This window comes from Stenotrophomonas sp. 278, from assembly GCF_003935715.1.
Classification (GTDB): domain Bacteria; phylum Pseudomonadota; class Gammaproteobacteria; order Xanthomonadales; family Xanthomonadaceae; genus Stenotrophomonas; species Stenotrophomonas maltophilia_AH.
Map to the genome: position 1 here is coordinate 15,274 of NZ_RHPP01000022.1, position 24,224 is coordinate 39,497.

General features: G+C 65.0%; 22 protein-coding genes. 15 read left to right on the forward strand and 7 right to left on the reverse strand.

Annotated elements, in window-relative coordinates:
- Window positions 1-65: 65 nt before the first annotated feature.
- The gene (locus EGJ34_RS05795; protein ID WP_125359553.1) at window positions 66-416 is read left to right on the forward strand and encodes a hypothetical protein; all 351 of its coding nucleotides are present in this window, start codon (window positions 66-68) and stop codon (window positions 414-416) included.
- Window positions 417-842: 426 nt separating this feature from the next.
- Here the strand turns inward: EGJ34_RS05795 and EGJ34_RS05800 are convergent, their stop codons facing one another.
- Both EGJ34_RS05800 and EGJ34_RS05805 read right to left on the reverse strand, forming a co-directional pair.
- Window positions 843-1,424 (reverse strand): DUF6338 family protein, encoded by a 582-nt coding sequence (locus EGJ34_RS05800; protein WP_125359554.1) that lies wholly within the window; start codon window positions 1,422-1,424, stop codon window positions 843-845.
- A gap of 242 nt (window positions 1,425-1,666) precedes the next feature.
- Entirely contained in the window at window positions 1,667-3,394 is a 1,728-nt protein-coding gene (locus EGJ34_RS05805) for a PAS domain-containing hybrid sensor histidine kinase/response regulator (protein ID WP_125359555.1), read from the reverse strand.
- A gap of 104 nt (window positions 3,395-3,498) precedes the next feature.
- On the opposite strand from EGJ34_RS05805, the gene EGJ34_RS05810 reads away from it, so the two are divergent.
- The 8 genes from EGJ34_RS05810 to EGJ34_RS05845 all read left to right on the forward strand — a co-directional run bounded on the left by EGJ34_RS05810 (window position 3,499) and on the right by EGJ34_RS05845 (window position 13,727).
- A complete protein-coding gene (locus EGJ34_RS05810; protein WP_125359556.1) occupies window positions 3,499-4,254 on the forward strand; it encodes a DUF72 domain-containing protein in 756 nt (251 codons plus the stop codon).
- Between the two features lies 1 nt (window position 4,255).
- Window positions 4,256-4,987, forward strand: a complete 732-nt coding sequence (locus EGJ34_RS05815) for a DNA-formamidopyrimidine glycosylase family protein (RefSeq protein ID WP_125359557.1) — start codon at window positions 4,256-4,258, stop codon at window positions 4,985-4,987.
- Window positions 4,988-5,176: 189 nt separating this feature from the next.
- On the forward strand, window positions 5,177-5,446 hold the full coding sequence (locus EGJ34_RS05820; protein ID WP_125359558.1) for a hypothetical protein: 270 nt from the start codon (window positions 5,177-5,179) through the stop codon (window positions 5,444-5,446).
- Between the two features lie 153 nt (window positions 5,447-5,599).
- Window positions 5,600-6,286 (forward strand): hypothetical protein, encoded by a 687-nt coding sequence (locus tag EGJ34_RS05825; RefSeq protein ID WP_125359559.1) that lies wholly within the window; start codon window positions 5,600-5,602, stop codon window positions 6,284-6,286.
- Window positions 6,287-6,410: 124 nt separating this feature from the next.
- A complete protein-coding gene (locus EGJ34_RS05830; RefSeq protein ID WP_125359560.1) occupies window positions 6,411-7,571 on the forward strand; it encodes a hypothetical protein in 1,161 nt (386 codons plus the stop codon).
- A 628-nt stretch (window positions 7,572-8,199) separates the two neighbouring features.
- Complete coding sequence (locus EGJ34_RS05835) at window positions 8,200-9,213, forward strand: tetratricopeptide repeat protein (RefSeq protein WP_125359561.1); 1,014 nt, start codon at window positions 8,200-8,202, stop codon at window positions 9,211-9,213.
- Window positions 9,214-9,281: 68 nt separating this feature from the next.
- Complete coding sequence (locus EGJ34_RS05840) at window positions 9,282-9,635, forward strand: hypothetical protein (RefSeq protein WP_125359562.1); 354 nt, start codon at window positions 9,282-9,284, stop codon at window positions 9,633-9,635.
- Between the two features lie 267 nt (window positions 9,636-9,902).
- Window positions 9,903-13,727, forward strand: coding sequence for a M48 family metallopeptidase (locus EGJ34_RS05845; RefSeq protein ID WP_185750075.1), 3,825 nt, complete (start codon window positions 9,903-9,905; stop codon window positions 13,725-13,727).
- Between the two features lie 65 nt (window positions 13,728-13,792).
- Here EGJ34_RS05845 and EGJ34_RS05850 read toward each other — a convergent pair whose 3' ends face one another.
- Entirely contained in the window at window positions 13,793-14,179 is a 387-nt protein-coding gene (locus EGJ34_RS05850; protein WP_185750076.1) for an energy transducer TonB, read from the reverse strand.
- A 171-nt stretch (window positions 14,180-14,350) separates the two neighbouring features.
- Here EGJ34_RS05850 and EGJ34_RS05855 point away from each other — a divergent pair, with 171 nt between their 5' ends.
- From EGJ34_RS05855 to EGJ34_RS05875, 5 genes are all read left to right on the forward strand, one after another.
- A complete protein-coding gene (locus EGJ34_RS05855) occupies window positions 14,351-14,689 on the forward strand; it encodes a phosphatidylethanolamine N-methyltransferase family protein (protein ID WP_260476916.1) in 339 nt (112 codons plus the stop codon).
- Between the two features lie 134 nt (window positions 14,690-14,823).
- On the forward strand, window positions 14,824-15,885 hold the full coding sequence (locus tag EGJ34_RS05860; RefSeq protein WP_125359566.1) for an ATP-binding protein: 1,062 nt from the start codon (window positions 14,824-14,826) through the stop codon (window positions 15,883-15,885).
- Window positions 15,875-17,320 carry a nitrogen regulation protein NR(I) gene (gene ntrC, locus EGJ34_RS05865; RefSeq protein ID WP_125359567.1) on the forward strand — a complete coding sequence of 482 codons (1,446 nt, stop codon included), beginning with the start codon at window positions 15,875-15,877 and terminating at the stop codon, window positions 17,318-17,320. The genes EGJ34_RS05860 and ntrC overlap by 11 nt, the downstream gene beginning before the upstream one ends.
- Window positions 17,321-17,414: 94 nt before the next feature.
- Window positions 17,415-17,984: a superoxide dismutase family protein gene (locus EGJ34_RS05870; RefSeq protein WP_125359568.1), complete on the forward strand. Its 570-nt coding sequence runs from the start codon at window positions 17,415-17,417 to the stop codon at window positions 17,982-17,984.
- A gap of 52 nt (window positions 17,985-18,036) precedes the next feature.
- Entirely contained in the window at window positions 18,037-18,675 is a 639-nt protein-coding gene (locus tag EGJ34_RS05875) for a superoxide dismutase family protein (protein ID WP_125359569.1), read from the forward strand.
- A 112-nt stretch (window positions 18,676-18,787) separates the two neighbouring features.
- On the opposite strand, the gene EGJ34_RS05880 is transcribed toward EGJ34_RS05875, so the two are convergent.
- The gene (locus EGJ34_RS05880; protein ID WP_125359570.1) at window positions 18,788-19,675 is read right to left on the reverse strand and encodes a hypothetical protein; all 888 of its coding nucleotides are present in this window, start codon (window positions 19,673-19,675) and stop codon (window positions 18,788-18,790) included.
- 92 nt (window positions 19,676-19,767) lie between these two features.
- Here EGJ34_RS05880 and EGJ34_RS05885 point away from each other — a divergent pair, with 92 nt between their 5' ends.
- On the forward strand, window positions 19,768-21,063 hold the full coding sequence (locus tag EGJ34_RS05885) for an acetyl-CoA C-acetyltransferase (RefSeq protein WP_125359571.1): 1,296 nt from the start codon (window positions 19,768-19,770) through the stop codon (window positions 21,061-21,063).
- 91 nt (window positions 21,064-21,154) lie between these two features.
- Here EGJ34_RS05885 and EGJ34_RS05890 read toward each other — a convergent pair whose 3' ends face one another.
- From EGJ34_RS05890 to EGJ34_RS05900, 3 genes are all read right to left on the reverse strand, one after another.
- Complete coding sequence (locus EGJ34_RS05890) at window positions 21,155-22,477, reverse strand: heme biosynthesis HemY N-terminal domain-containing protein (RefSeq protein WP_125359572.1); 1,323 nt, start codon at window positions 22,475-22,477, stop codon at window positions 21,155-21,157.
- A gap of 3 nt (window positions 22,478-22,480) precedes the next feature.
- On the reverse strand, window positions 22,481-23,458 hold the full coding sequence (locus EGJ34_RS05895; protein WP_125359573.1) for a uroporphyrinogen-III C-methyltransferase: 978 nt from the start codon (window positions 23,456-23,458) through the stop codon (window positions 22,481-22,483).
- 108 nt (window positions 23,459-23,566) lie between these two features.
- Window positions 23,567-24,224: uroporphyrinogen-III synthase (locus EGJ34_RS05900; RefSeq protein WP_125359574.1), on the reverse strand; the 658-nt coding region annotated here is incomplete at its 5' end.

Consider the following 24,224-nt stretch of genomic DNA (forward strand, 5'->3'; position numbering starts at 1 on the left):
CGAATTTCAACCTCCCGACTCCCTCGCCATTCCGGCGAGGGAGCACACTTCGAGTGAGGTTGCGCATGCGTAAGTCAATAATCGAACAACTGACCCTCAGGCACTCAGGCTGCAGCTGGCATCAGCCGAAGAAAGTGCGCATTTCCAGGCTGCGAATCCCCGCGCAGGGCTACAAGGCGGGCGTCGATGTCCCGTCGATGATGCTGCAAGGCATGTGGCTGTACAGCTGGGAATTCGAGTCCGGCGGCTGGGTGACGGTCAAAGCCTCGCGGGGAAAGCTCGTGCTGGAGGTGGACCACGAGGCCCGGCGGAAGGCGGCGTGGTTCCGGAAGCATGGGTCGATGAAGGGGTGGAAGCGTCGGCGGCGGGGGATTTGGGGTGTGATCTCAGCCGTCGTGCGCTGGTGGCGCAGGTAATGAAATGAAGCGGCGGGGCTGGGTAAGAGTCGTCTTCCCAGCCGGAGGTGCCGAAAAGGCATGTCCAAAGCCACTTCTCAGATAAAAACTACCTCGTCGGTGGCGTTGCCCGCCGTCGCGGCTCGCAAAAACAGCTCTCGGGGTGAACTGCTCTGAGCATTCTTAACGGACTAGTCATTCAAACACCTCGCTGCTGCAAGCGAGGGATCCAACTCGTGAGGCGGGATTCGAAGCGACGGAGTTCGAGAACCCAGCACTTATCGGCTCGACACCCTGGGCCTCAAAGGCGGCGGAGGTGCTGGAGACGGAGGCGGCCGCTTGTACCCAATCTTGCTACGAGCAGGGTTGTCAGGATTTGAGCCTCTGGAGTCGCCTGGGAGGATGGGGCGTGGTTGGTGTGGCTTCTTGTCGTTGGTCATGTGTTGCTCACTCTTTCATGAATTCTACGGACTCAATCTCGCTCGCGGGAACGATCAGGGTCTCAGTCTGGGTCAGTTCTACGTAGCCATCGCCGTAAATCCACGCCGGCTCCTGAAGCACGAAATGTCCGGCGTGATGGCTGCGTGGCCACTCCTTAGGCCACCCCTGTAGACGACGACCGTCTTTGAAGTTCAGCGTGACCTGAGCTTGTATCGATGCAAAGGCGGTGAACCATTCTGAAGGATGGGACCTACGGAGGGTCAACCGGCCGTACTTCCTCAACCATCTGTGTGGAATGTCCTTGTTTGCGCACACAGTGCCAGCGGATCCAGTGACAAGCGCGACCGCCAGAGACGCAACCAACTTGGTCTCATCGCTCCACGGCAGTATGGCGACATACTCACCGGTCCATAGAAGTGCCCATTTCAGAACCGGGACCAGGGCCTGCACGACGAAGGTGAAGATCAATACTTCGACAATGCGTTCGAACCTCTCGGGTCTCGGATGTGATGTCAAACCATAGAACACCCATGCGGCAACGAAGCCGGGAAGCAGGAAAACAAGAAGGGAGATGATCCCTGCCGACATTTCGGGGATTCCTTCCACTGAAGTGCGCGCTCCACATGATTGGCTGGTTCCGAGTTTAGGAACTGGGGCGCGGCACATCCTTAGCCACGATGCCTTGGCTGCCAAACGCATACGCTGCAAGGCACCGGTCGCAATCCAGCGGATCAGGCCTCTGACGTGAGCGGCCTGAACGGCGCTGGAGCATCACGAGGTTGACGCGCACGGACCGATCTCGTCGAACTGTTACCCCATTTCCAGCACAGTCAGGACAGCGTCCGCCACACCCCGCCATCCTCCGCAGCCCCAAACACCACACTGGCCGCACTGGCCGGCGGCCGGATTGCCGCCGCCAGACGTTCCAGCGTGTAAGGCTTTCTCAGCAGGGTGAATCCGTGGTCGGACTCGCGTGCCAACAGCTCGCTGTAGCCGCTGGTCAACACAACATGCAGGTCCGGGTACGAAGCGCGCACCGTTCTGATCAGTGCCAAGCCGCTCATGCCTGGCATCACAACGTCGGAAAATACGACATGGTAGTGCGCGTGGTTCTGTTCGAGCTCCTTGAGCGCGTCATCTCCATTGCTCGCCAGGAAGACACCGCAGCCCAGTTCCCGCAGAGCCGACACGGCGAAGTCCGCAACGTCCACGTTGTCTTCCACTACCATCACATTCAATCCGCGCACACCCTGCAGCGATCGCAGATCCGAACTGCCGGCCGTGGCAGGTGCCTGATGGGTCAACGGCAGATACAGCACAAAGGTACTGCCTTCACCCACCGTGCTGCTCACATCCACCTCGCCTTCGGACTGCTTGACGAAGCCGAACACCTGGCTCAGGCCCAAGCCGGTGCCTTCGCCCACCCCCTTGGTGGTGAAGAAGGGATCGAAGACCTGTTGCATCACGGCTTCTTCGATGCCACACCCGTCATCGGTGACTGATATCGCCGCAAAGCTGCCTTTCAAGGGCGGTGCAAACCGCACCGACGGCATCGAATCGACCTTGTTCACGCGGATGCGGACCGTTCCGTGCTGCGCAATCGCGTCGCGTGCGTTGACCACCAGGTTGATCAGTGCGGTGTCCAGCTGCGTTTTGTCCAGCAGCACATGCAGCGGTTCGTCGGGAAGCTCAAGCTGCAGCGTGATCCGTCCACCCAGCAGGGTGCGGATGATGGCGGCCAGTCCATCCACGCCCTTTGCCAGGTCGAACACCTCCGGTGACAGGCTCTGCCTGCGCGAGAAGGAGAGCAGGTGGGAGACCAGACTGGTGGCGCGGTCGGCCGCCGCCCCGATGGCATCGATGTGGCGGCGTTGACGCTCGTCGCAGGTGCCAAGGTTGAGCATGTCCACTGAGCCTGCGATCACCTGGAGGAGATTGTTGAAGTCGTGGGCGACGCCCCCCGTCAACTGGCCGATCGCCTCCAGTTTCTGGGACTGGCGCAGTTGCTCCCGCGCCCTGACCAGCTCGCCATGCGCCTGGCGGGCTTCCTCGCTGATGGCCTCCACCCGGCGAGAATACTCATTGCGCTCGGAGACGAACTCGGTCTGGTCGCTGACCACGCACAGGACACCGCAAACGGACCCATCGGCGGTGCGGATAGGCGAATACGAGAAGGTCCAGAAGGTTTCCCGGCGCGTGCCATCGCGGTCCATGAAAACGCGGAGATTGCGAAAGCTGCGGTGAGTGCCAGCCATGGCATCGGCGATGGCCCCGCCGAGCTCTTCCCAGACGTCGTGCCAGACGATCCTCACTGGCGTTGCCATGGCACCGGCCAGCTTGTTGCCCATCCACGGCGCGAACGCATCGTTGAAGAAGAACAGGTTGTCCGGTCCCCACGAGATCCACAGCGGCTCAGGGCAATCCAGGATCATCGTCAGCGCGGTCCGGATCTCCGCCGGTGCGGTGTCGGCCAGTCCCGCGTGCACCCAATCGCTGTCCTGCAGCAGCTGATAGGCCTGGGAGTCCGGTGAGGAGACGGGGAGATCGCAATACCGCATGCAGGTACCTGTCGAACACGTCCTCGCAGCATAAACCTGAACGGTACAGGCTTTGTGATGGGCTGATCACCCGCGCCCCACTGGATGCGCGCGAACGTAGCCACATGAAGCGCGCAAGACCTGACGACCCTGCTCACTCCATACGTGTCGGCTGCGCCGGCTGGTCATTGCCTTCGCAGCATGCGGCCGGGTTCGATAAAGGAGAGAGCGCGCTGCAACGTTACGCCACCCGCTTCCCGGTGGTGGAGATCAACTCGTCCTTCTATCGGAACCACAAGCCTGTGACCTATGCCCGTTGGGCACAGAGCGTGCCGGACGGATTCCGCTTCTCGGTGAAGGTGCCGCAGGCCATCAGCCATGAATACGGCTTGCACGGTGCCGCCCCCCTGCTCGATCCGTTCCTGGGCGGTGTTGAACAACTGGGCGACCGACTGGGTGCGCTGCTGTTGCAACTGCCACCGCGGCTGGCCTATGACGGGCGCACAGCTTCGGCGTTCTTCCGGGCACTGCGTCGCCGTACGGCAGTTCCACTCGCCTGTGAGCCGCGCCACCCAAGCTGGTTCACCGGCACGGCCGATGCCATGCTGGCGCGGCACGAGGTTGCCCGCGTGGCGGCCGATCCCGCCCTCAACCCTCGGGCGGCTCTTCCCGGAGGTGCCCGCCACTGGAGCTACTGGCGCTGGCACGGCCGCCCGCGCACGTACTACAGCAGCTATGAAGACCGCGACCTCCATGGCCTTGCCATGCAAGCCAGCCAGGCCACGGCGCTGGGTCCGGCCTGGATCATTCTGGACAACACCGCCCACGGACACGCTGTGCCCAATGCACTCCGTCTGCAGGCGCTGCTTGAGGAGCGCTGAAATGCCTGAAGGTCCTTCCATTGTCCTGCTGCGCGAGGACGCGGCTCGATTCAAGGGCAAAACGGTCCGGCACGCCGGCGGCAACACCTCGGTCGACCTGACACCTCTGGTTGGCCGTCGGATAAAGGCCGTGCGGAGCTGGGGCAAGCACTTCCTGCTCGAGTTCAGCCACGTCACCCTGCGCATTCACCTGATGATGTTTGGCAGCTATCGAATTGACGCGCGAAAGGACGCATCACCGCGTGTAGCGCTGCAGTTCGACAAAGGGGAACTCAACTTCTACGCCTGCTCGGTCAAGCTGATCGACCAGCCGTTGGATGAGGTCTACGACTGGCGTGCCGACGTGATGAGTGACGCCTGGGATCCACGCCTGGCGCGACGCAAGTTGAAGGCCATGCCCGAGGTGCTGGTGTGCGACGCGCTGCTCGACCAGACCGTGTTCTCCGGCGTGGGTAACATCATCAAGAACGAAGTGCTGTTCCGAACCGGCATCCACCCGGGCAGCCGCGTCGGACACCTGCCGCCGCGAAAGCTCACGGCGCTGATCCGCCAGGCAAGGGAATACAGCTTTGATTTCCTGCGCTGGAAGCGCGCATTCGAGCTGAAGAAGCACTGGAAGGTGCATACCAAACGCGTGTGCCCCGGTTGCGGTGGCCCGGTTACGAAGCGCTACATGGGCACGACGAACCGGCGCACCTTCTTCTGCTCCAATTGCCAGACGCTGTATGAGTAGCAGCAGACGTGAAGCGCATGACGCGCCACTTTTGAGGCCGCAGGCCCAGGATTTCATACCTATTCACCCATCATTTCACAATTTCACACTCCTTCCACGTCGCCGGATTTCAACTGAATGCTGGGGAGAGCGCCTGCGGAAAACACCGCTATATTCCAGTCACCCCCAGATGAGAAGGAGAACCACCCCATGTTCCTGACCAAGCAGCACCTCAAGACCGCGAGCAAGCTGGGCGTTGCCCTCGTTGTCACTGCCGGCCTCAGCGCCTGCGCCACCTACAAGGATGAATTCGCCACCATCAACTCGCGTCTCGACAACCTGGATACCAAGGTCCAGGGCGCAGCGCAGAGTGCGGAGCAGGCCAACCAGTCCGCGCAGCAGGCCAACCAGCGTCTGGATGCCATCGAAGGCCGCGTACAGCAGCTTGAGAGCGCACCCCGCCGCGTGCCGCGCGGTTGATCCCTCCTCCACATTCGTTGAGGGATTTCTGAATAGGGACCAGTGGCCGTTGCTGGCCACTGGTCCCTTTTGATCACCGTCTTTAGTTTCCGAGAGTAGTTCAGCCCCATGCACGCACATCCCGCACGCCGAGCCCTTCGTGGCGCACTGATCATGGCACTGGCCGTTGCCAGTATCGGCGCGGCCAACGCGCAGGACGTCGCAGTGGCACAACCGGCCTCCTCGCCCAATGACGAGCTTCCGCAGGACCAGCCCGTGTCCGACACGGTGATCGAGCTCGCCGGCTGGGTGGTGGCCACCAAGGACACCCAGGGCTATCCCTTCGCGATCATGGACAAGGGAGCGGCACAGATTCTGGTATTCGACGGCAACGGCAAGCTGCGCGGTGCAGCCCCGGGGCTGTTTGGTTCGGCGGTAGGTGATCACACGGCACCAGCTGTCACCCATGTCGCGCTGAGCGCCATTCCGGGTAAGGACCGCACCACGCCCGCCGGCCGCTTCGTCGGCGGCTACGGGCCCGCCGCCGACGCTGAAAGCGTGCTGTGGGTGGACTACGACTCCGCCATTTCGATGCACCCGATCCCGCCCGGCAGCAAGACCGAACGGCGCGCCGAGCGCCTGGCCACGCCCACGCCGGATGACAACCGCATTTCCCACGGCTGCATCAATGTCTCGCCTACGTTCTATGAGGCGGTGATCCATCCGACATTTGCCAAGGGTGGTGTGTTCTACGTGCTGCCGGATGTGGATTCGCTGGATAAGACGTTCCCGGAGTTCGCGGCCAGCCGCGCTGGGAAGTCGGCGAATGGCGATGAAGGCGAGCGCCACGCCAGCAAGTGATGGTGGAGGTTCTCCACTTTCACGGCTCCCGTGAGAAAAGGCCTTATACGACAACGGGTTGGATGAACTTAGCGAGTTCTGGCTAGGCTTAGCGAATCGCCGAAATGCCCGCTAAGAGTCTGCTGTGTCCCTCCAGACCACCCTGCCGTACTTCGCCCGCCCCGACCTGCTTGAGAGCGTGACTCGGCTGCTGCTCTCCGGCGCGAACGTCACCCTGTTCGCCCCCCGTCGGCACGGCAAGACCTCATTTGTCCGCTACGACCTGCTACCAGCACTGCACGAAGCCGGGTGGTTCGCCGCGCGCGTCGACCTCTGGCGCAATCGTGACAACCCCGAGCTTGGCCTGGTGGAAGGGCTGGAGGCTGTGGCGTACGCTGCCGCGCCGCGCAGTTCGCTGATGCGCCCGATGAACCTTTCCTCGCTTCGGGCGACCTTCAAAGTGCCGGGCGTGGATATCCAGGGGAACTGGTCACCGGCAACCGGGCCGTCGCCGCATCCGGAAGCCAGCCTCGAGAACCGCCTTGCCAATGCACTGCATCTGATTGCAGAACGGGGTACGCATTCCCTGATCGCGCTGGACGAGTTCCAGGCATTGGCGGGCAAAAGCTCAGACAACTTCGTGGCGGCATTCCGCACGGCGCTTCAGGACGTCGAGGGACGGCTGAGCGTGTTCTTCACCGGTTCGTCGCGCGACGGGCTGATGCGCTTGTTCCATCGCGCGCGGGCACCTCTGTTCCGGTCTGCAGAATCCCTCACCCTGCCTGATCTTGGCGATGCATTCGTTGATTCCCGCGCGGACTACCTGGACGAAGTGGCGGGGATAAAAGTAGACCGCAACGCGCTGAAGCTGTTCTTTCCCCGTCTCTGCCATACCCCACTCTTCCTCAACGAAGTCGTCAGGATCATGCTGGTGCGGGGGAACGCAGATCTCGATGCTGCAGTCCACGAGTGGTATCGCGCGAAGTTTGATGACGAATATGCCCAATGGTTCGCCGCGCTGCAGGATGTGGAGTCCGCCGTGATGGTCTGGCTCGCCACCAGCGGACAGAAGACGGTGTACAGCGAAGAGGCACGTGAGGTCATGCGCGCTTACATGGAGGCAGAGGTAGCACCCCCTACATCGCGCGTTCAGACCGCCATCCGGCGTCTGACCGGAGAACAGGCGCTTGAACCTACGGGGGTCAATGGGGAGTACGAAATCGCAGATCAGGGTTTGCAGATCGTGCTGAGCAATGCCGTGAACCAGGACTTATTCAGCGCGTGCGGTAACCGTCGTGCAGCCTGAGCCGTGTCGGACACCCTGGCCCGCCTACCAGGATTGTTTAAAGAGGCGAACCACTCGTAGCGCGTCCTGCGCGATCTGCTGCTTGACTCGCTATATTTCCGTTTGACCGGGTAACGAGTGGGAAAAAAGTATGCAAGGGAAGCCCGAGTTCGAGTTAGGCCAGCGGGTCAAAGTGGTCGTAGGAGAGATGAACCGAACTCCGCGAACGGGCACGGTCCACGGTGTCATCTGGCATCACAAACACGCTTGCTACAACTATTACCTTGAGGTTGGGGGCAGGAAGGTATCGAAGCGATACCTGGCTGTCGATCTGCGTGCAGATGACGCATGAGGCGTCTATCCATGCACCCCGTGGGCCACGCCCTGCGTGGCTGCGCCTCTCCTACACGGGATAGACGCGCATGGCGCTTCGCTACACGGGCCAATGGCTTACCCCATCCAGCGCGGGAGTGAACCGCCAGCTGGCGGCCGCTACCTTCGCAGCGGCATCCAGTTTCGGATACCTGCTGGACCTTCCAGTGACATCCTTTCGCGCGACCTATTCGACAGCCAGCACAGGAGGTAAAAAAAGGAATGCTAGTATCCGCTTCCGTACCACCGTGTCGCATGTATCTGGAGTTGGAAAGGAATGAAGATGTTCAAGGAAGAATCGAAAGCAGCCCTTGCCGGCATCGCGCTGCAGCTTGGTCTGGCGATGTTTGCCTGCAGCGCGCAGGCCGCGACGAACGACGAAGATTTCGCAGTCAAGCTGGTACGTAACGCTGCCGACGCCGGCATTCCGGAAGCGCAGAATGCGCTGGGAGACCGCTATTTCCATGGTGCAGGCGTCACTCGGGACGAGAAACAGGCTGCCGCCTGGTATCTGAAGTCGGCCGAACAGGGTTACGCACCTGCCCAGTCCGCGCTGGGCGGATTGTACCTACGCGGAATAGGCGTGCCGAAGGACGACGCCCAGGCGCTGGTCTGGGTTCGCAAGGCAGCGGAGCAGGGCGAAGCGCTGGCACAGTCGGACCTGGCCATCATGTACCTCAACGGGCGGGCCGTGCCGCAGGACGACGCCCAAGCCCTGATATGGGTCCGCAAGGCGGCCGATCAGGGTACGCCAGCAGGGATGTACAACCTGGCCAGGTTCCATCAGCGTGGCGCTGCCAGCCTCGCCAAAGACGACGCCGAGGCCATCCGCTGGTACACCAAGGCCGCGCTTCAGTCCTCCTGGGAACTGGGCGTAATACAGTCGCGGCAGAAGTTGTGCGACTACGGTGGTGATAACCAGGTGTGGTGCAGCGAGGTCAACACCCCCGGCGCTTTCGGACCGCTTGAGACGCTGACGGCCTTGGCCGAACGTGGCGACTCCCTGGCGTTGACCAACCTGGGTGACATTCATCGTGCCGGCATCGGCGTAAAGAAGAACGAGGCCCAGGCCGCCGAGTGGTACCGCAAGGCGGCGGAACTTGGCGACGCGCGTGCTCAAAGCCAACTGGGCTACATGTACGACACCGGCGAGGGCCTGCCCAAGGACGAGGATGCGGCCGTGGCCTGGTACTGCAAGGCGGCGGCACAGGGGCATTCCAGGGCGCTCGCCACTCTGGAAATCATGCGCACTTTGGGCCAGATGAAAGTAAAGGACTGCGCCGAGCGTTGATCCCCGGCAGGTTAGCGACCCACGGTGTGCGTAGATACCAAACAGCTCAATACAGCTTGGAGACTACGTTGGCGTACTCAATCCCCGAAAGCGAAGTCATTCAATACCCGCCAGAGGCTCTGAAGTCCTTCAACAGCTACGGGTTTGAGTGGATCGACAACCTGCATTTCCTGCAAGATCCATCCCGGTTCATCGATGGTGATCCCGCGCGGTATGTAGCCATAGCCAAGGCGCAGTTCCGGAAGATGGGTTGGGAGGGCGACGGCGACGTCCAACTCCTTTGGCTTCCTCCATTCGTGTTCCGACGTGATCAGCGCATCCACTCAACTGGCGTGGTTGTTTGGCACGTCAAGCAAGAAAATGACGGTGTTTCTTTCATTCTCTCGCCCATTGAACTGCCATTTGAGGAGTTCACGGCCTAAGGGCGGCACTAAGCGGACAGCCCGTAGAGCCACGCCCTGCGTGGCTAGGGCCTTGCCCGGCATCCCATAGACGCGCATGGCGCGTCCCTACATGGACGAAAAGGCCCGCCCCTCGTCCCATTTGTTAGGCCCTATATTTTGGCCGGCCCTGAGATGGCACGCGCCCCCGACACCGTGCACAATCCCCCTACACCGGGCATGACGCCCGGTCCGCTCCGCGTCACGTCCGGGGGGACGGCAAGGAGCACGACAACAGGGGGATTTTTCATGTTGGATTCGCTCTATCCGGCGGGGCCTTCGGCCGTGCCTGCTCAGTTGACTGCGCCCAGCTCCGCTTACCGCCGCCACGCCTGGCTGGCCGTGGGCGGCCTGCTTGCGTTTGCCGGCGCGTACTTCGCCCTGATGGGCTGGTTCGGCTGGACCGCGTTCCGCATGCTGCGCAATCTGATGTCCGGCGAAGGCGGCAGTACTTTCATCAACATCATTGTCGGCGTGTGCGCCTTGTTCCTGGCGGTGTTCATGGCCAAGGGACTGGTCTTCCTCAAGCGTGGCCAGGCCTCCAAGGACATGGAGCTCAAGCCTGCCGACCAGCCCGAGCTGTTCGCCTTCCTGCACCGTCTGGCTGACGAGGCCGGCGCGCCGAGACCGAAGCGGGTCTATCTGTCGCCGCGGGTCAATGCCGGCGTGTTCTACGACCTGTCGCTGGTCAATCTGCTGTTCCCTTCGCGCAAGAACCTGGATATCGGCCTGGCGCTGGTCAACGCGCTGAACCTGACCGAGTTCAAGGCGGTGCTGGGCCACGAGTTCGGTCACTTCGCGCAGCGCACGATGGCGGTGGGGCGCTGGGTGTATGTGGCGCACCAGATCGCCACCCAGCTGGTGGCCCGACGCGATGCGCTCGACGGCTTCCTGGCAGGTCTCTCGCGTACCGACGTCCGCGTTGCCTGGATCGGCTGGACGCTCTCGCTCATCATCTGGGCGATCCGCTCGCTGGTGGACACGGCCTTCAGCATTGTCAGCCTGTCCGAGCGCGCGCTGTCGCGGGAAATGGAATACCAGGCCGACCTGGTTGCGGCCTCGCTGGCCGGCAGCGACGCGCTGGTGCACGCGCTGCATCGCCTGGGCGCAGCCGACGTGGCCTGGGACCGAACCATCGCGTTTGCGGCACGGCAGTACGAGGACGGCCACCCGGTGGCCGACCTGTTCGCGGTGCAGACGCGCATGCTGGCCAACCTGCGCCGGGTGTCGCCCGACCCGATGTACGCCGAACCGCCGCAGCTGCCCGAGCACGAGCGCGAAGCGCATCGTCTGTTCCGCAGTGACATGGTGCGCGTGCCGCAGATGTGGTCGACGCACCCGGCTAATGCCGATCGTGAGAGCAATCTGAAGCGACGCTACGTGGCTGCCGTCATTGACGAGCGTCCGGCCATGCTGCTGTTCCGCGATGCGGATGCACTGAAGCAGAAAATCAGTCAGAGCATGCTGCGCGAGGTGCCGGCAGCGTTTGCGGACGAGGCCGAGACGCTGGAGCGGCTGGATGCGGAGTTCAAGGTGCTGGCAATGCACCAGCGTTATCAGGGTACCTATCTGCGCCGCTCCTTCCTGCGCAACGTGGCCAGCCCGGCCGAACTGTTCGTAGGCACGCTGGAGTCGCTGACCGACGCCCAATTGCGCGAACGCATCGCCGCGCTGTATGCACCGGCCCATGGCCAGGCGCTGCAACAGCTGCAGCGTCTGGAAGAAGAGCGGGCAACGCTGGAGGCCGCGCGCAAGGGCTATCTGCGCGCCTCCGGAAACCGTGTGCATTGGCGCAACCAGGTACTGAGCACCAAGCGGCTGGGGCCAGCGATCGCCACCATGGACGAGGAGATCGCGCCGCTGCAGCAGGCCGTGTTCAAGCACGACCAGGAATGCCGCAGCCTGCATCGGCTGGCGGCACGCCGCAATGGTGCGGGCTGGGAGGCTTTGCTGGAAGGGCAGCTGGCAGTGCTGCACTTCTGTGAGCACGTCGAGGCCGACCTGCGCGATGTGTACGGGGTCTACGTCAACACCATGCACGTGGTCACGGCGGACAACCGCGTTTCCTCGAGGGAACTGCGCCGATTGATCGCGGCCGCCAACCAGGTACAGCGAACGCTGGCCGCCATCTACGACTACGCCCGCGTCTGCGTTGTCGATGAAACAGTGATCAAGCAGGGTGGAAAGCCGCTTGGCGAAGCGCTGGGAGAATTTGGTCTTGGCCAAGCGTCCGAACAGAACATCAACAGCTGGGTGAAGCACGTAGGGGCGTGGGTCGACCACACCTGTGGGGTGCTGTCGCACCTGCGTTCGACCACATTGGAAGCGCTGCTGGCCAACGAGGACGTCGTGGTGGAGCGTCTGGGGTCGAGTGAAGTCGCACCAGCCGCGCCGGCCCCTTCGCATGTACCCAGCGATAATCCGGTGCTGCTGCCGGGTCAGGAGCGCAAGCTGCAGACCAAGCTGGGCCTGTGGGATCGGTTCCAGACCGCCGATGGCTGGGTCGCCAGCGTGGCGCGCGGCTCGATTGCCGCAGCCATCGTTATCGGCGTACTGGTGCTGGGCATGAGCACGGGCACCGCGAAGGTGTCGCTGTACAACGGACTGGCCATTCCGGTACGGGTGACCATCGACGGCAGCAGCGTCCGGCTGGATCCACTCGGAACCACCACCATGGACGTGGTGCCGGGGGGCACCCACAAAGTGGAAGCTCACACGGCCGACGGAAAACTGATCGAGTCGTTCGACAGTGAGTACATCTCTGGTCGTTCCCACTTCACCTACAACGTGGCCGGTGCTGCGCCGCTGGTGGAGTGGGATGCGGTCTATGGGAACGTAAAAGAGGAGGCGGAGCGTAATCTCGGATCGGCGCGCTGGATGGCCACCAATGCCGACTACGTGTTGCAGACGCCGCCGGAGTCCATTCAAACCGGCAAGCATTCGCAAGGCGGGAAGCGCTCCGTGCTGTCGGCAATGGGCGAAGCAGCACCTCAGCAGCAGGCCACCCGGGTAGACAACGAAGAGCAGCGCAAAGCCATGGTCCTGGCGCATGCGCGCTGGGATGCGCCGGAGTCGCGCAATCTTGCCCTGTGGATGGCCATGGCGGCGACCTACCCGGACGCTGCGAAAGAGGTCATTGCCGATCGACTGACGCGGCATCCTGAGGATGTTGCGACGCTGCGAATGGAGCAGGACCTGAGCGAGGGCGCAGCACATGATGCCGTCTGTGCACGTCAGCAGCAGATGGCCGAGCGCAATCCCACTTCATCAGCATTTGCCTACCTGACCGTGCGCTGCATGGGCGAGGGCCGGGCACAGAGCGAAGCGTTCCTTGCCGGGAATCGACGCTGGCCGCAGGAACCCTGGTTCGCGATGGCGGCGGGGTACACGCTGTCCGAGCGCGGAGACTGGCGCGGTGCTGATCCGGCGCTGAGCGTGGCAGCACGTGCGCCGCAGACCGCGGACATCGCACTGATGGAACTGGCGCGGGTCAAGCGCATGCTGAGTGCCAGTCCGCAGGACATTGCTTCGCTGGCGTCCGAATCGACGTATCTGGGCACCATGCTGGCGTTTGAAAGTCAGCAGGTCGTCGGGACGCCCTATGAATCGTACCTGCGGCTGGACGAAGGCGACTATGCGCGTGCATTGACCCTGGCGCAGGGCAATACGGTCCTGTATCCGCGCATTCTGCGCCTGGTAGCGGCGTCCGATGGCGCAGGCGCAGAAACCATCGAGGAGGCACTGAGCTGGCCCGTCGAGCAGAACGTCGATCTGGAATCGACGTGGAGCATGTGGGCGCTTTCGCTGCGCCACGGTGGCAACGAAGCGCTCTGGCGCGAGAAGGTGCTGGCGACGGATCCGGAACAGGTGGCGCATGTGGTGGCGTTCGTTGACGCAGTTCGCGCGAATGCATCCGTGGAACAGGCCGAGGCCGCACTCGGCGACGTTCGCGCCAGCACTCGCGGATACGCGTACACCGTTGCAGCGGTGCTGCGCGGCGAGTCGTGCCCGCAGCACTGGCGCGATGGTGCGAAGAGACTGCTGTTCGGTTCCGAACGCCCGCACTTGATATGACGTAGAGCCACGCCCTGCGTGGCCAAGGCCTTCCCTATCGCCGCGCGGACGCGCATGGCGCGTCCCTACAGGCCCTTGAGCCTGGCCGCCACATCGGCCACCGGGAACTTGACCGGTACCCGGGCCCGGGTGGGCTTGCCGTCCCTGATCGCGTGCGCGAAGTTCCAACCACGAGCGGCTTCCATGGCTGCCTTGTCCAGGTCCGCAAGCCCGCTGGAACTCTCCAGCTCCACCGCCGTAATGCTGCCGTCCGCGGCGATGTCGACAATCAGCACCACCGTGTAGGACTCGGGCTCATCCGGGCTGCCCGGGGTGTAGCTCGGCGGCGGCGGTGGCGGCGGTGTTTGCGGGGCTGGATGGGCGAGAGCGTTGCCGGCAACCAGTGTCAGCAGTACGGCCGCGATCAGGCGCTGAGGACGGTAACCCATGACCTGGTTGCTGCGGACTTCCATGCGCCACGACCTTTTCCAATGGGTTGTGCGGCGATGGTATCGCACCAGCAGGAGAAACCCGTAGAGCCACGCCCTGCGCATGGCTTGGCACGTTAATCTTTGTCGGACCTCATGTAGGCTGGCCCGGCACCACCTTTTGGGTCAGGGAGACCAGATCGCATGTTTTCAGCAATGGAAGCCAAGGTTCCGCCTCCGCTGTTGCTCGTGGCGCTCGCCACCCTCCTATGGTTCCTTCCTGGATCAGGCGCATCTGCTGGGCAGGTCGTCGCTGGTCTGCCACTTATTGTGCTGGGTCTTTCACTCAATGCACTACCCAAGGTGTCGTTCCGCCGAGCGGGTACGACGGTCAATCCGCTGCGGCCTGAGCAGTCTTCGACCTTGATCACGTCGGGCCTCTACCGCTATTCCCGTAACCCGATGTATCTCGGCTATGCCCTCGCGTTGACTGGCTGGGTGGTCTGCCTGGGACGCCGCGGCCAAGTCGGACGTGCACGGCGAAGCGTGGTATGACCGGGACTAGCGGGAGGCATGAACGCGTAGAGACGCGCCATGCGCGTCTGGGAACCCCCGAACCCGCTCCAGACGCGCATGGCGCGTCTCTACGCGGTGTCCAACCACTCCGCGTTTTGCACTACATTGGTGCAATGACGTCCGCGCTCCCCCCTCCCGACCTCGACACGCTGGGCACACCTGTCGCCTGGGCCGACACCGAGGGTCGGGTCGCAGGCTGCAATCCGGCCTTCGCGCGCTGGATGGGGGTCAGCGTCCGTCGCCTGATCGGCCAGCCCTTGGCCTCGCTGGAAGTGCAGGGCGAGGCGCTGGCCCATTTCCTCGCTCGCGGCGAGCAGGACACCCTGCGCCTGCACCGGCTGGCCTTGGCCCTGCCGGGTGACGCACCACGCTTCGCCGAAGGCTGGCTGAGCCGGCGCGATGAAAGCGGTTGGCTGCTTGAAGCCCACCCGGTCGACGAATTTCCGGGCCTGGACCCGACCCAGGCACTGCCCAGCGCGCTCAGTGCGGCGCTCAAGGGTCTGGCACACGAACTGCGCAATCCGCTGGCGGGACTGAAAGGGGCCGCCCAGCTGCTGGCGCGCCGGAGCGCGCGCCGCGATGCCGACGAACGCGAGCTGATCGCGCTTATCGGGTCGGAGATCGAGCGCCTCAACGGGCTGCTGGAACAGCTGCTGTCGCCGGCCCCGGCCGCGCCGCATGCGCCGCTGAACATCCACGCCTCGCTCGAGCGCGTGCTGCGCCTGGCCGAAACCGAGGGTGGCTGGGCGGTCCGCCTGCAGCGCGATTACGACCCCAGCATTCCGGAGTTTGACGGCGATGCCGACCGCCTGACCCAGGCGGTGTGGAACCTGGTTCGCAATGCGATCCAAGCCGGTGCCGGCACGGTGACCCTGCGTACCCGCGTGGAGCACGGGGTCCGCATCAGCGACACGCTGCACCCGCTGGCCCTGCGACTGGAGATCGCCGACGACGGCCGCGGCGTACCCGAAGACCTGGCCGAACACCTGTTCCTGCCGCTGGTAAGCGGCCGCGCCGAAGGCACCGGGCTGGGCCTGGCGCTGGCCCAGCAGGTGGCGCGCGAACACCGTGGCACGCTTACGTACCGCTCCCGCCCGGGGCATACCGTTTTCACCGTGCTGCTGCCGATGGGGCAGGGCACGCTTGCCGTAGAGGAGCCTGCCCATGGTGGCTGACAACAGCACCGCCCCGCGGATCTGGGTGGTGGACGATGACCGCTCGGTACGTTTCGTGCTGTGCACCGCACTGCGCGACGCCGGTTATCAGGTGGAAGGTTTCGATGGCGCGGCCGCGGCGCTGGCGATGCTGGAGCAGCAGACGCCGCCCGACCTGCTCTTCACCGACGTGCGCATGCCGGGCGACGACGGCCTGGTGCTGCTGGACAAACTGAAGGCCGCGCACCCGCAGTTGCCGGTGATCGTGATGTCGGCCTACACCGACGTGGCCAGTACCGCCGGTGCGTTCCGCGGGGGTGCGCAGGAATTCCTGTCCAAGCCGTTCGATCTGGATGACGCGGTGGCGCTGGCGCAGCGCGTGCTGCCCGAGCGTGACAGCACGTTTTCCGAATCCACCCCTGTCGCTGCAGCGCCCACGGCCGACCAGCGCCCGCAGCTGGTGGGCGACACGCCGGCCATGCGCGCGTTGTTCCGCGCGATCGGTCGGCTGGCGCAGGCCCCGCTTTCCGTGCTGATCAACGGCGAAACCGGCACCGGCAAGGAGCTGGTGGCGCATGCGCTGCACCACGAATCGCCGCGGGCACAGGGACCGTTCGTGGCCCTGAACACGGCCGCCATTCCATCCGAACTGCTGGAAAGCGAGTTGTTCGGCCACGAAGCCGGCGCGTTCACCGGCGCGCAACGCCGCAACGTCGGCCGCTTCGAGCAGGCCGACGGCGGCACGCTGTTCCTGGATGAAATCGGCGACATGCCGCTGCCGCTGCAGACCCGCCTGTTGCGTGTGCTGGCCGAGGGCGAATTCTTCCGGGTGGGCGGGCGCGAGCTGATCCGCGTGGACGTTCGTGTGATCGCGGCCACCCACCAGGATCTGGAGTCGCTGGTGGCGCAAGGTCGCTTCCGCGCGGACCTGCTGCATCGGCTGGACGTGGTGCGGCTGCGCCTGCCGCCGCTGCGCGAGCGGCGTGACGACATCGCGCAGCTGGCCGACACCTTCCTGGCTGCGGCGGCCCGCAAGCTGGATACACCGCCGAAGCGGCTCACGGCTTCTGCCCTGCAGGCGCTGCGTGAGCACGACTGGCCGGGCAACGTGCGTGAACTGGAAAACGTGTGCTGGCGCATGGCCGCGCTGGCCGCCTCGGACACCATCGGCGTGGCTGACGTGGACAGCGCCCTGCATCGCGGGCCTGGCGCGCGTGCGCGCACTCAGGGAGACCCGGGCCAATGGGAAACACTCCTGTCGGCGTGGGCGCGACAGCGGCTGGCGGAAGGCGCGGAAGGCCTGCACGCCCAGGTGCGCGAAAGGGTCGATCAGGCCCTGCTGGAAGCTGCGCTGCAGATCACCCACGGCCGCCGCGCCGAAGCCGCTGCACGCCTGGGGATGGGCCGCAACACGCTGACCCGCAAGCTCGGCGCGGGTCGCCGGCGCGGCGGATGAAGGTGGCGTCCACGGCCTGTGTGGCGCATGTGCGCACCTATTTCATGACCTATCAACGGCCTCGCCGTTAGCTTGGAAAAACAAGGAGTCTTCCATGCGCAGTACCCGAACCATCGTCATTACGGCCGCCGTGCTCGCCCTGAGCGCGTGCAGCACGACGCCGCCACCGCCGCCACCGGCACCGCCAATGCCAAGCGTGAGCACGGCAAAGATGGCCGAGGCCAATCTGTCGCCGGCGTCGGCGAGCATTGTGAGCGGACGGCTGGCATTGGTGCCCGACCCGCGTGGCGGCGTGCACATCACCGGCGTGATCGGTGGCCTGCAACCGATGCAGACGGCGGCGTTCCACGTGCACGAGCGTGGCGACTGCAGCGCAGTGGACGCCACCAGCGCCGGCGCGCACTTCAATCCCACCCAGCAGCCGCATGGCCGTACCACGGGTGGCGCGCATCACCTGGGCGACATGGACAACCTGCGCGCCGACGCGCAGGGCAGGGTCAATGTGGATGTGCGCCTGCCGGCGGTCACGCTGGGCGGTGGCGCACCCAATGACATCGCCGGGCGTGCATTGATCGTGCACGCCAATGCCGACGATTACCGTAGCCAACCCGCCGGCAATGCCGGTGCCCGCATTTCCTGCGGCATCATCCGGGTCACGCGCTGAAGGCGCGTCCCCTGTTGCCGCTTCACTCTGCTGTATCTGCAAGGAGATCCACATGCGTCTGATCCATACCGCGCTGTTCGCCGCCATCGCCACGATTGGCCTGACCGCCTGCAACAAGCCAGCTGAAACCACGCCGGAAGCCACCCCGGCGGCGGATACCGCACCGGCGGCTGATGCCGCTGCCGCAGCCAACGATGCGCCGCCGGCCATGATGAGCAGCGATGCGCACGCCAACCACACCGCCATGGCCGAACTGGCTCCCACCCAGGGCAACGACGTCAAGGGCAGCATCACCTTCAGCGTGGTCGACGGCAAAGTGCACGCCAAAGGCGAAGTCACCGGCCTGAAGCCGAACAGCGAGCATGGCTTCCACATCCATGAGAAGGGCGACTGCAGCGCGCCGAACGGCGACAGCGCCGGTGGTCACTTCAACCCGGGCAAGGAAGATCACGGCAGTGTGGCCAGCACGCCGCACCACGGCGGTGACATGCCGAACATCAAGGCAGATGCGGACGGCAAGGCCACGGTGGACACCAATGTCTCGACCAACGTCAACATCGGCGAAGGCAATGACTTCGACATCATCGGTCGCGGCCTGATCGTCCACGCCGACCCGGATGACTACAAGACCCAGCCGACCGGCAATGCCGGTGCGCGTCTGGCGTGTGCGGTGATCAAGGCTCCGCAGTAAGACCGCGCTTTGACGCGCATGGCGCGTCACTACGCACAGTACAACGCCGGCGAAAGCCGGCGTTGTTCATTCAATCCCCCGTAGGGCCATGCCATGCGCGTCCGCCGCAATCTCACCGCGCCAGCAGCTCGCGCGGCTCCTGCCCCGGTTCGCAGTGCACGAACAACACCGGCAGGCCGTGGGCTTCGAGCACCGCGGCCATCTGCCGCTGGCGCATCAGGTACTGGTCGTAGATGCCCTGCAGGCGCTCGCAGTCGCCGGTGCCGTGGTTGTAGAAATTGCACCAGCCGGCCGGGTCGAACAGCGCCATACGTACTTCGCCGTCAGCGTATCGAAGCAGCGGTTCCGGCGCGGCATCCAGCCACTCCTCGGCTTCAGGGGCCAGTACCGCAGTCTCGATCAGTGGCCACAGTGCGGCCAGGCCCTGGTTGTCGTACTGCATAGACATCATCGCGGCCAGATCATTCACGGTGAAGTACCGGGCGTGCTCGATCTGCGCGCCAAACGCGTTCTGCGCCAGCAGGGCGGTATCCGCGCCGGCCATGCCCTGCGCCAGCAGCACGTCTTCCAGTGCCTCGGCCACGGCCTGGGTCGTGGCGACTTCGCTGCCGGTCAGCACGAACGGCACCACGCGCAGGCCACCGCCGGTCAGGGTGGCGTCGGCCTGCAACGGCAGTGGGACTTCGCCGTCCTCATTGGTACCAAAGGCGAGCAGGCGCGGACCCTCGTTGCGGCCGGGGGCGCGCATCTGCAGCTCTTCCAGGCGGCGGTGAATGGGCCAGCCCGGGCGCAGTACCTCGGCCGGGTCGAAGTGGGCTCCGAAGAACACCAGGTCCATTCCGCTTGCGGCGGGGACCAGCTTGGCCAGGTCGCGGCCAATGCGTTCGGCCAGCTCGCCAGCCTGGGCGGACGACAGCGCCGCGTGGCGCGGGGCGTCGCCGCCGGCCAGTTCCAGTGCCAGTACGCCTAAGGCATTCATGCCGGGGTCGGGTTTGCTCATGGTTTCACGGTTGGCCCATCACAGGGCGGCAGCTACACTTGGCTCCATTATGCCTGCTCCTTCGTGCAGGCCATGTTGCAGACACCCCTTCCATGTCAGGTATGCCCATGCCCAACGCTCGTCCCGTCGCCATCCTTGGTGGTGTCCGCATTCCGTTCTGCCGGCAGAACACCGCGTATTCGGATGTCGGCAACCTCGGCATGTCGGTGCGCACGCTGGGCGCACTGGTCGAACGCTTCGGCCTGCACGGGCAGCAGCTCGGCGAAGTGGCCATGGGTGCGGTGATCAAGCACTCCAGCGACTGGAACCTCGGCCGCGAGGCCACGCTGTCTTCGGGTCTTTCCCCGCTTACTCCGGGCATCACCCTGCAGCGTGCCTGCGGCACCTCGCTGGACACCATCATCACCGTCGCCAACAAGATCGCGCTGGGCCAGATTGAATCGGGCATCGGCGGCGGTTCGGACACCACCTCCGACGTGCCGATCGTGTACGGCAAGAAGCTGCGTGCGCGCCTGCTGGCGGCCAACCGTGCCAAGAGCACCGGCGACAAGATCAAGGCGCTCACCTCGGGCTTCAAGTTCAGCGAACTCAAGCCGGAGTTCCCGGGTGTGGCCGAGCCGCGCACCGGCAAGAGCATGGGCGACCACTGCGAAGACATGGCCAAGGAATGGAACATCGCCCGCGATTCGCAGGACGAATGGGCGGTGTCCTCGCACAAGAAGCTTGCCGCCGCCTATGAGCGTGGCTTCTTCAATGACCTGATCGCGCCGTTCCGTGGCGTGGAGCGCGACAACATCCTGCGCGCGGACACCTCGCTGGAAAAGCTGGCCACGCTGAAGCCGGCGTTCGACAAGGTGTCCGGCCGTGGCACGCTCACCGCCGCCAACTCCACCCCGCTTACCGATGGCGCGGCCGCAGTGCTGCTGGCCAGTGAGGAATGGGCGCGCGCGCATGGCCACGAGCCGCTGGCCTACCTGCGTGATTCGCAGGTGTCAGCGGTGGATTTCGTGCACGGCGAAGGCCTGCTGATGGCCCCGACCATTGCGGTGCCGGAAATGCTCAAGCGCAACGGTCTGACGCTGCAGGATTTCGACATCTACGAAATCCATGAGGCATTCGCCGCACAGGTGCTGTGCACCCTGCGTGCATGGGAAAGCGAAGACTACTGCCGCAACCGCCTGGGTCTGGATGCGCCGCTGGGCCGTATCGATCCGGAAAAGATCAACCCGCTGGGTTCGTCGCTGGCTACCGGCCATCCTTTCGCTGCCACCGGCGCGCGCGTGATTGCAACGGCCGCCAAGCAGCTGGCCGAACGCGGCGGCGGTCGTGCGCTGGTGTCGATCTGCACCGCCGGCGGCATGGGCGTGGTGGCGATCGTCGAACGTTGATCGATGCGTAGTTGACGCGCATGGCGCGTCACTACGGCAAGGGAAAATCCGGTACCGCGTAGTGACGCGCCATGCGCGTCACCGTGATCCTTCAGGGCTCGCGCCGATTCCCGAACGCGTCATGATCCACCGGGTGATCCAACACCGGTGCCGGCTCGCTCATCAATGACTGCTCTTCCACAGTAGCCCGCTCCGGCACCACGGCTGCCACCGGCGCAACCGCGGCCTCAGCCCGCGCCAGCGCCACGCTGTCCTCACCACGCTGCTGGCGCAGCGCATTGCCAAAGCACTGAGCCGCCAACGCCAGTTCACCGCGCGCCACGAATACCTCACCCAATGCTTCCCACGCCTCCGGGCCAGCACCCGCCGCAATGGCGCGATGCAGGTAATCCTCAGCCTGCACATGCTCGCCCTGGCGGGCGGCAATCCGGCCCAGCGCCAGCAGCAGCGCCGGGCTGCCGGGCTGCTGGGCCAGCCAGCGCTGCAGATTGGCCTGGCGGGTAGCCAGTTTTTCCACCGGCATCTGCCCATACAGGGTCACCAGTGATTCGTCCCAGCGCGTGTCCAGCGCCTGCTCCAGATTCAGCAGGGCAGGCTCTTCCCAGTCCAGCGCCACCGCGCGCAGTGCGTAGGCACTGACCACGTCCGGGTCGCTGCGCAGCGCCTTCGGGGTCGCTTCCCACTGCGCGGCCAGTGCATTGACGTCGGCCGCCTCCAGCAGTGACTGCGCGGCCAGGCGGGTTTCCAGCTCGGCCATGTCTTCGTCGGGCAGGATCTTCTGCTTGCGCAACGCGCCAAGCTGGCCATAGGCCTCGTGCGCGCGGCCAGCACGGGCCAGCGCCTCGGTGCGCAGCCAGAGCCCGCGCGGCGGCAAGGGCTGTACACCGGGTGCATCCAGCGCGTTGATCGCATCTACCGGGCGTTCAAGCTGCAACAGGCGCTCGGCCTGCATCAAGGCGTATCCCGTGGCGTCTGCCGTGGCAAGCCGCTGGAGGTACTGGTCGACGCTGGCGGCGTCATTGCGCGCCTCGGCGCTGCGGATCGCCGTCGTGAGCGCCACCGCGCTCACTTCCGTGTCCTCGGCGGCGCTGACAAGCGACTTCTCCGCGCGCTGCCAGTGGCCGTATTCGTGGGCCTGCAGGCCTTCAATCAGCTTCACCCGCCCCTGCTTGCGGCGGTAGCGGCCCCAGGCGCGGAACGGAGAGGAGGCCAGGCTCCACAGCAGCCACAACACCAGCAAGGCCACCAGCACCATCAGGGCCACCTGCGGCACGCTGGAGCGGTAGTCCGTGCCGCCGTGGCGGTAGATCACCTCGCCATACTGGCGCAGGGACTCGGTGCCCAGCCATTGCGCGGCCACCACGCCCAGCACCACGGCCAGCAGCAGGACCACCACGGATTGAATCGGCTTCATTTTTTAACTCCCGTCGCGCAAAGTGCGCAGTTGCTGCAGGGTGCTGCCCAGTTCGGGCAGGGCGGGGCGCAGCACGCTGGTGCGCAGTTGCCTCAGTTCAGCACGTCGCTCGCGCAGAGCGGGTGAATCCGGCCACAGGCGCGGCAGCCACAGGCCGACACGGTCCAGCGCCTGTTCAAACGCGGCCTGATCGCCGCGTTCGACCGCCGCCCGTGCCAGGGTCAGCTCCAGCTGCAGAGAATCCCAGGCAGCGACGCGTTCAGCACTGCTCAGCGGACCCTGCGCGGCGGTGGGAGTGATGGTGACGAACGGGGCCAGCAGGGTGTGCCACCACGGTGTAGCGGTTGCAGCGGCGGGCGCTTCAACCTTTTCGGGCAGCGCGGTCAGCGCCTGGGCGAAGGTACCCAGCCGCTGCTGCACGGCGGTGCGCGTGCCGGACCCCAGGGTGTCCAGCGCATTGCGTTCCTGCATCAGTGCCTGGCGCAGGTTGAGGTAGTCGTTGCCCTGCACGTCGTCCAGTGCGGTGGCCGCCAGCGCGTACAGGCGTTTGGCTCCGTCCACATCGTCGGCATACGCCAACCGCTGCCCGGCCTGGCTGAGCAGCAGTTCGGTCTCTTCCAGCTGCAGCGCCTGCGCGCTGTGGCGGGTGCTGTCGGCCAGCTTGGCCAGGTTCTCTTCCAGCAGCGCGCTGCGTTGGCTCAGGCCCAGCATTTCATCGCGCAGCACCCGGTTGGTGGCGGCGGCGTCCTGCACGCGCTGCGAGGTGGAGCGCTGGTCGCGGCGCAGTGCCTCCAGGCTGTCGCTCAGGCCCTGTACCAGCAAAGCAGCTTCGGCCTCACGCTGGGCAGTTCGGGTCTGCTGTGCCTGCCATTGGCTCCAGCCCCACCAGCCGGCCGCGCCGGCCCCGACCGCCACCACGACCAGTGGCAGGATCCAGCGCAGGACAGGGCGGTGCGGCGGGGGTGATTCAAGCTCATTCATGTACGCATCCTTGTCGTTCGCGCCGGTGTCTTCACGAGCTGGCGAGCGATCAGGCACACAGCATCGCCCGTCCCCTGCGCGCCCCGCAAGGCCACCGGTCTTCCCTGTTCAGTCAGGTGCGCGGGCGGTGACGAACGCCCGCGCTGCCTGGGCCAACTGTAGCGGCTGTGGGCCCTGCGCGACCTGGATACGGGTAAAGCCTTCGGCCCCGGCCAATTCCGCCAGACGCGCGCTGGCGGCCACCAGCAGGCTGCCGCGCAGACGCGTCAATACGTCGTCCGGTAGCTGGCTGACGGCCCAGCCGAGTGCCTCGGCACTGCTGAGGGCCAGCACCCATGGAGCGGTCTGCCGGCGCAGTCGTTGCACAGCGCGCGGAGCGGGGCGCAGTGGGCTGCGCGTATACACGTCCACCCGCTGCAGGGCCGCACCGCGCGCATCCAGTGTTGGTGCGATCAACCCACGTCCACCCGGGGCGGTCACCAGCGCTACCGACAGGCCGTGCAGGTCCGCCAGTTCCGGCAAGCCCAGCAGACCTTCGCTGTCCATCCGTTCGGGTGATCGCACTGCCATGGCCCCGTGGTGCCGCAGGGCAGCGGCGGTGCCAGCCCCCACCGCCAGCCATTGCCCTGGGTGGTTCTCCGACAACGAGGCCAGACGGGCCGCCGCATGCGCTGCGGCGGGGCTGGTGAACACGACCCGGTCGGCCTGCAGGGCCTGGATCAGCGCGAAACGGGTGGCGGCGTCATCGCGCGCGCGCAGCGCCCAC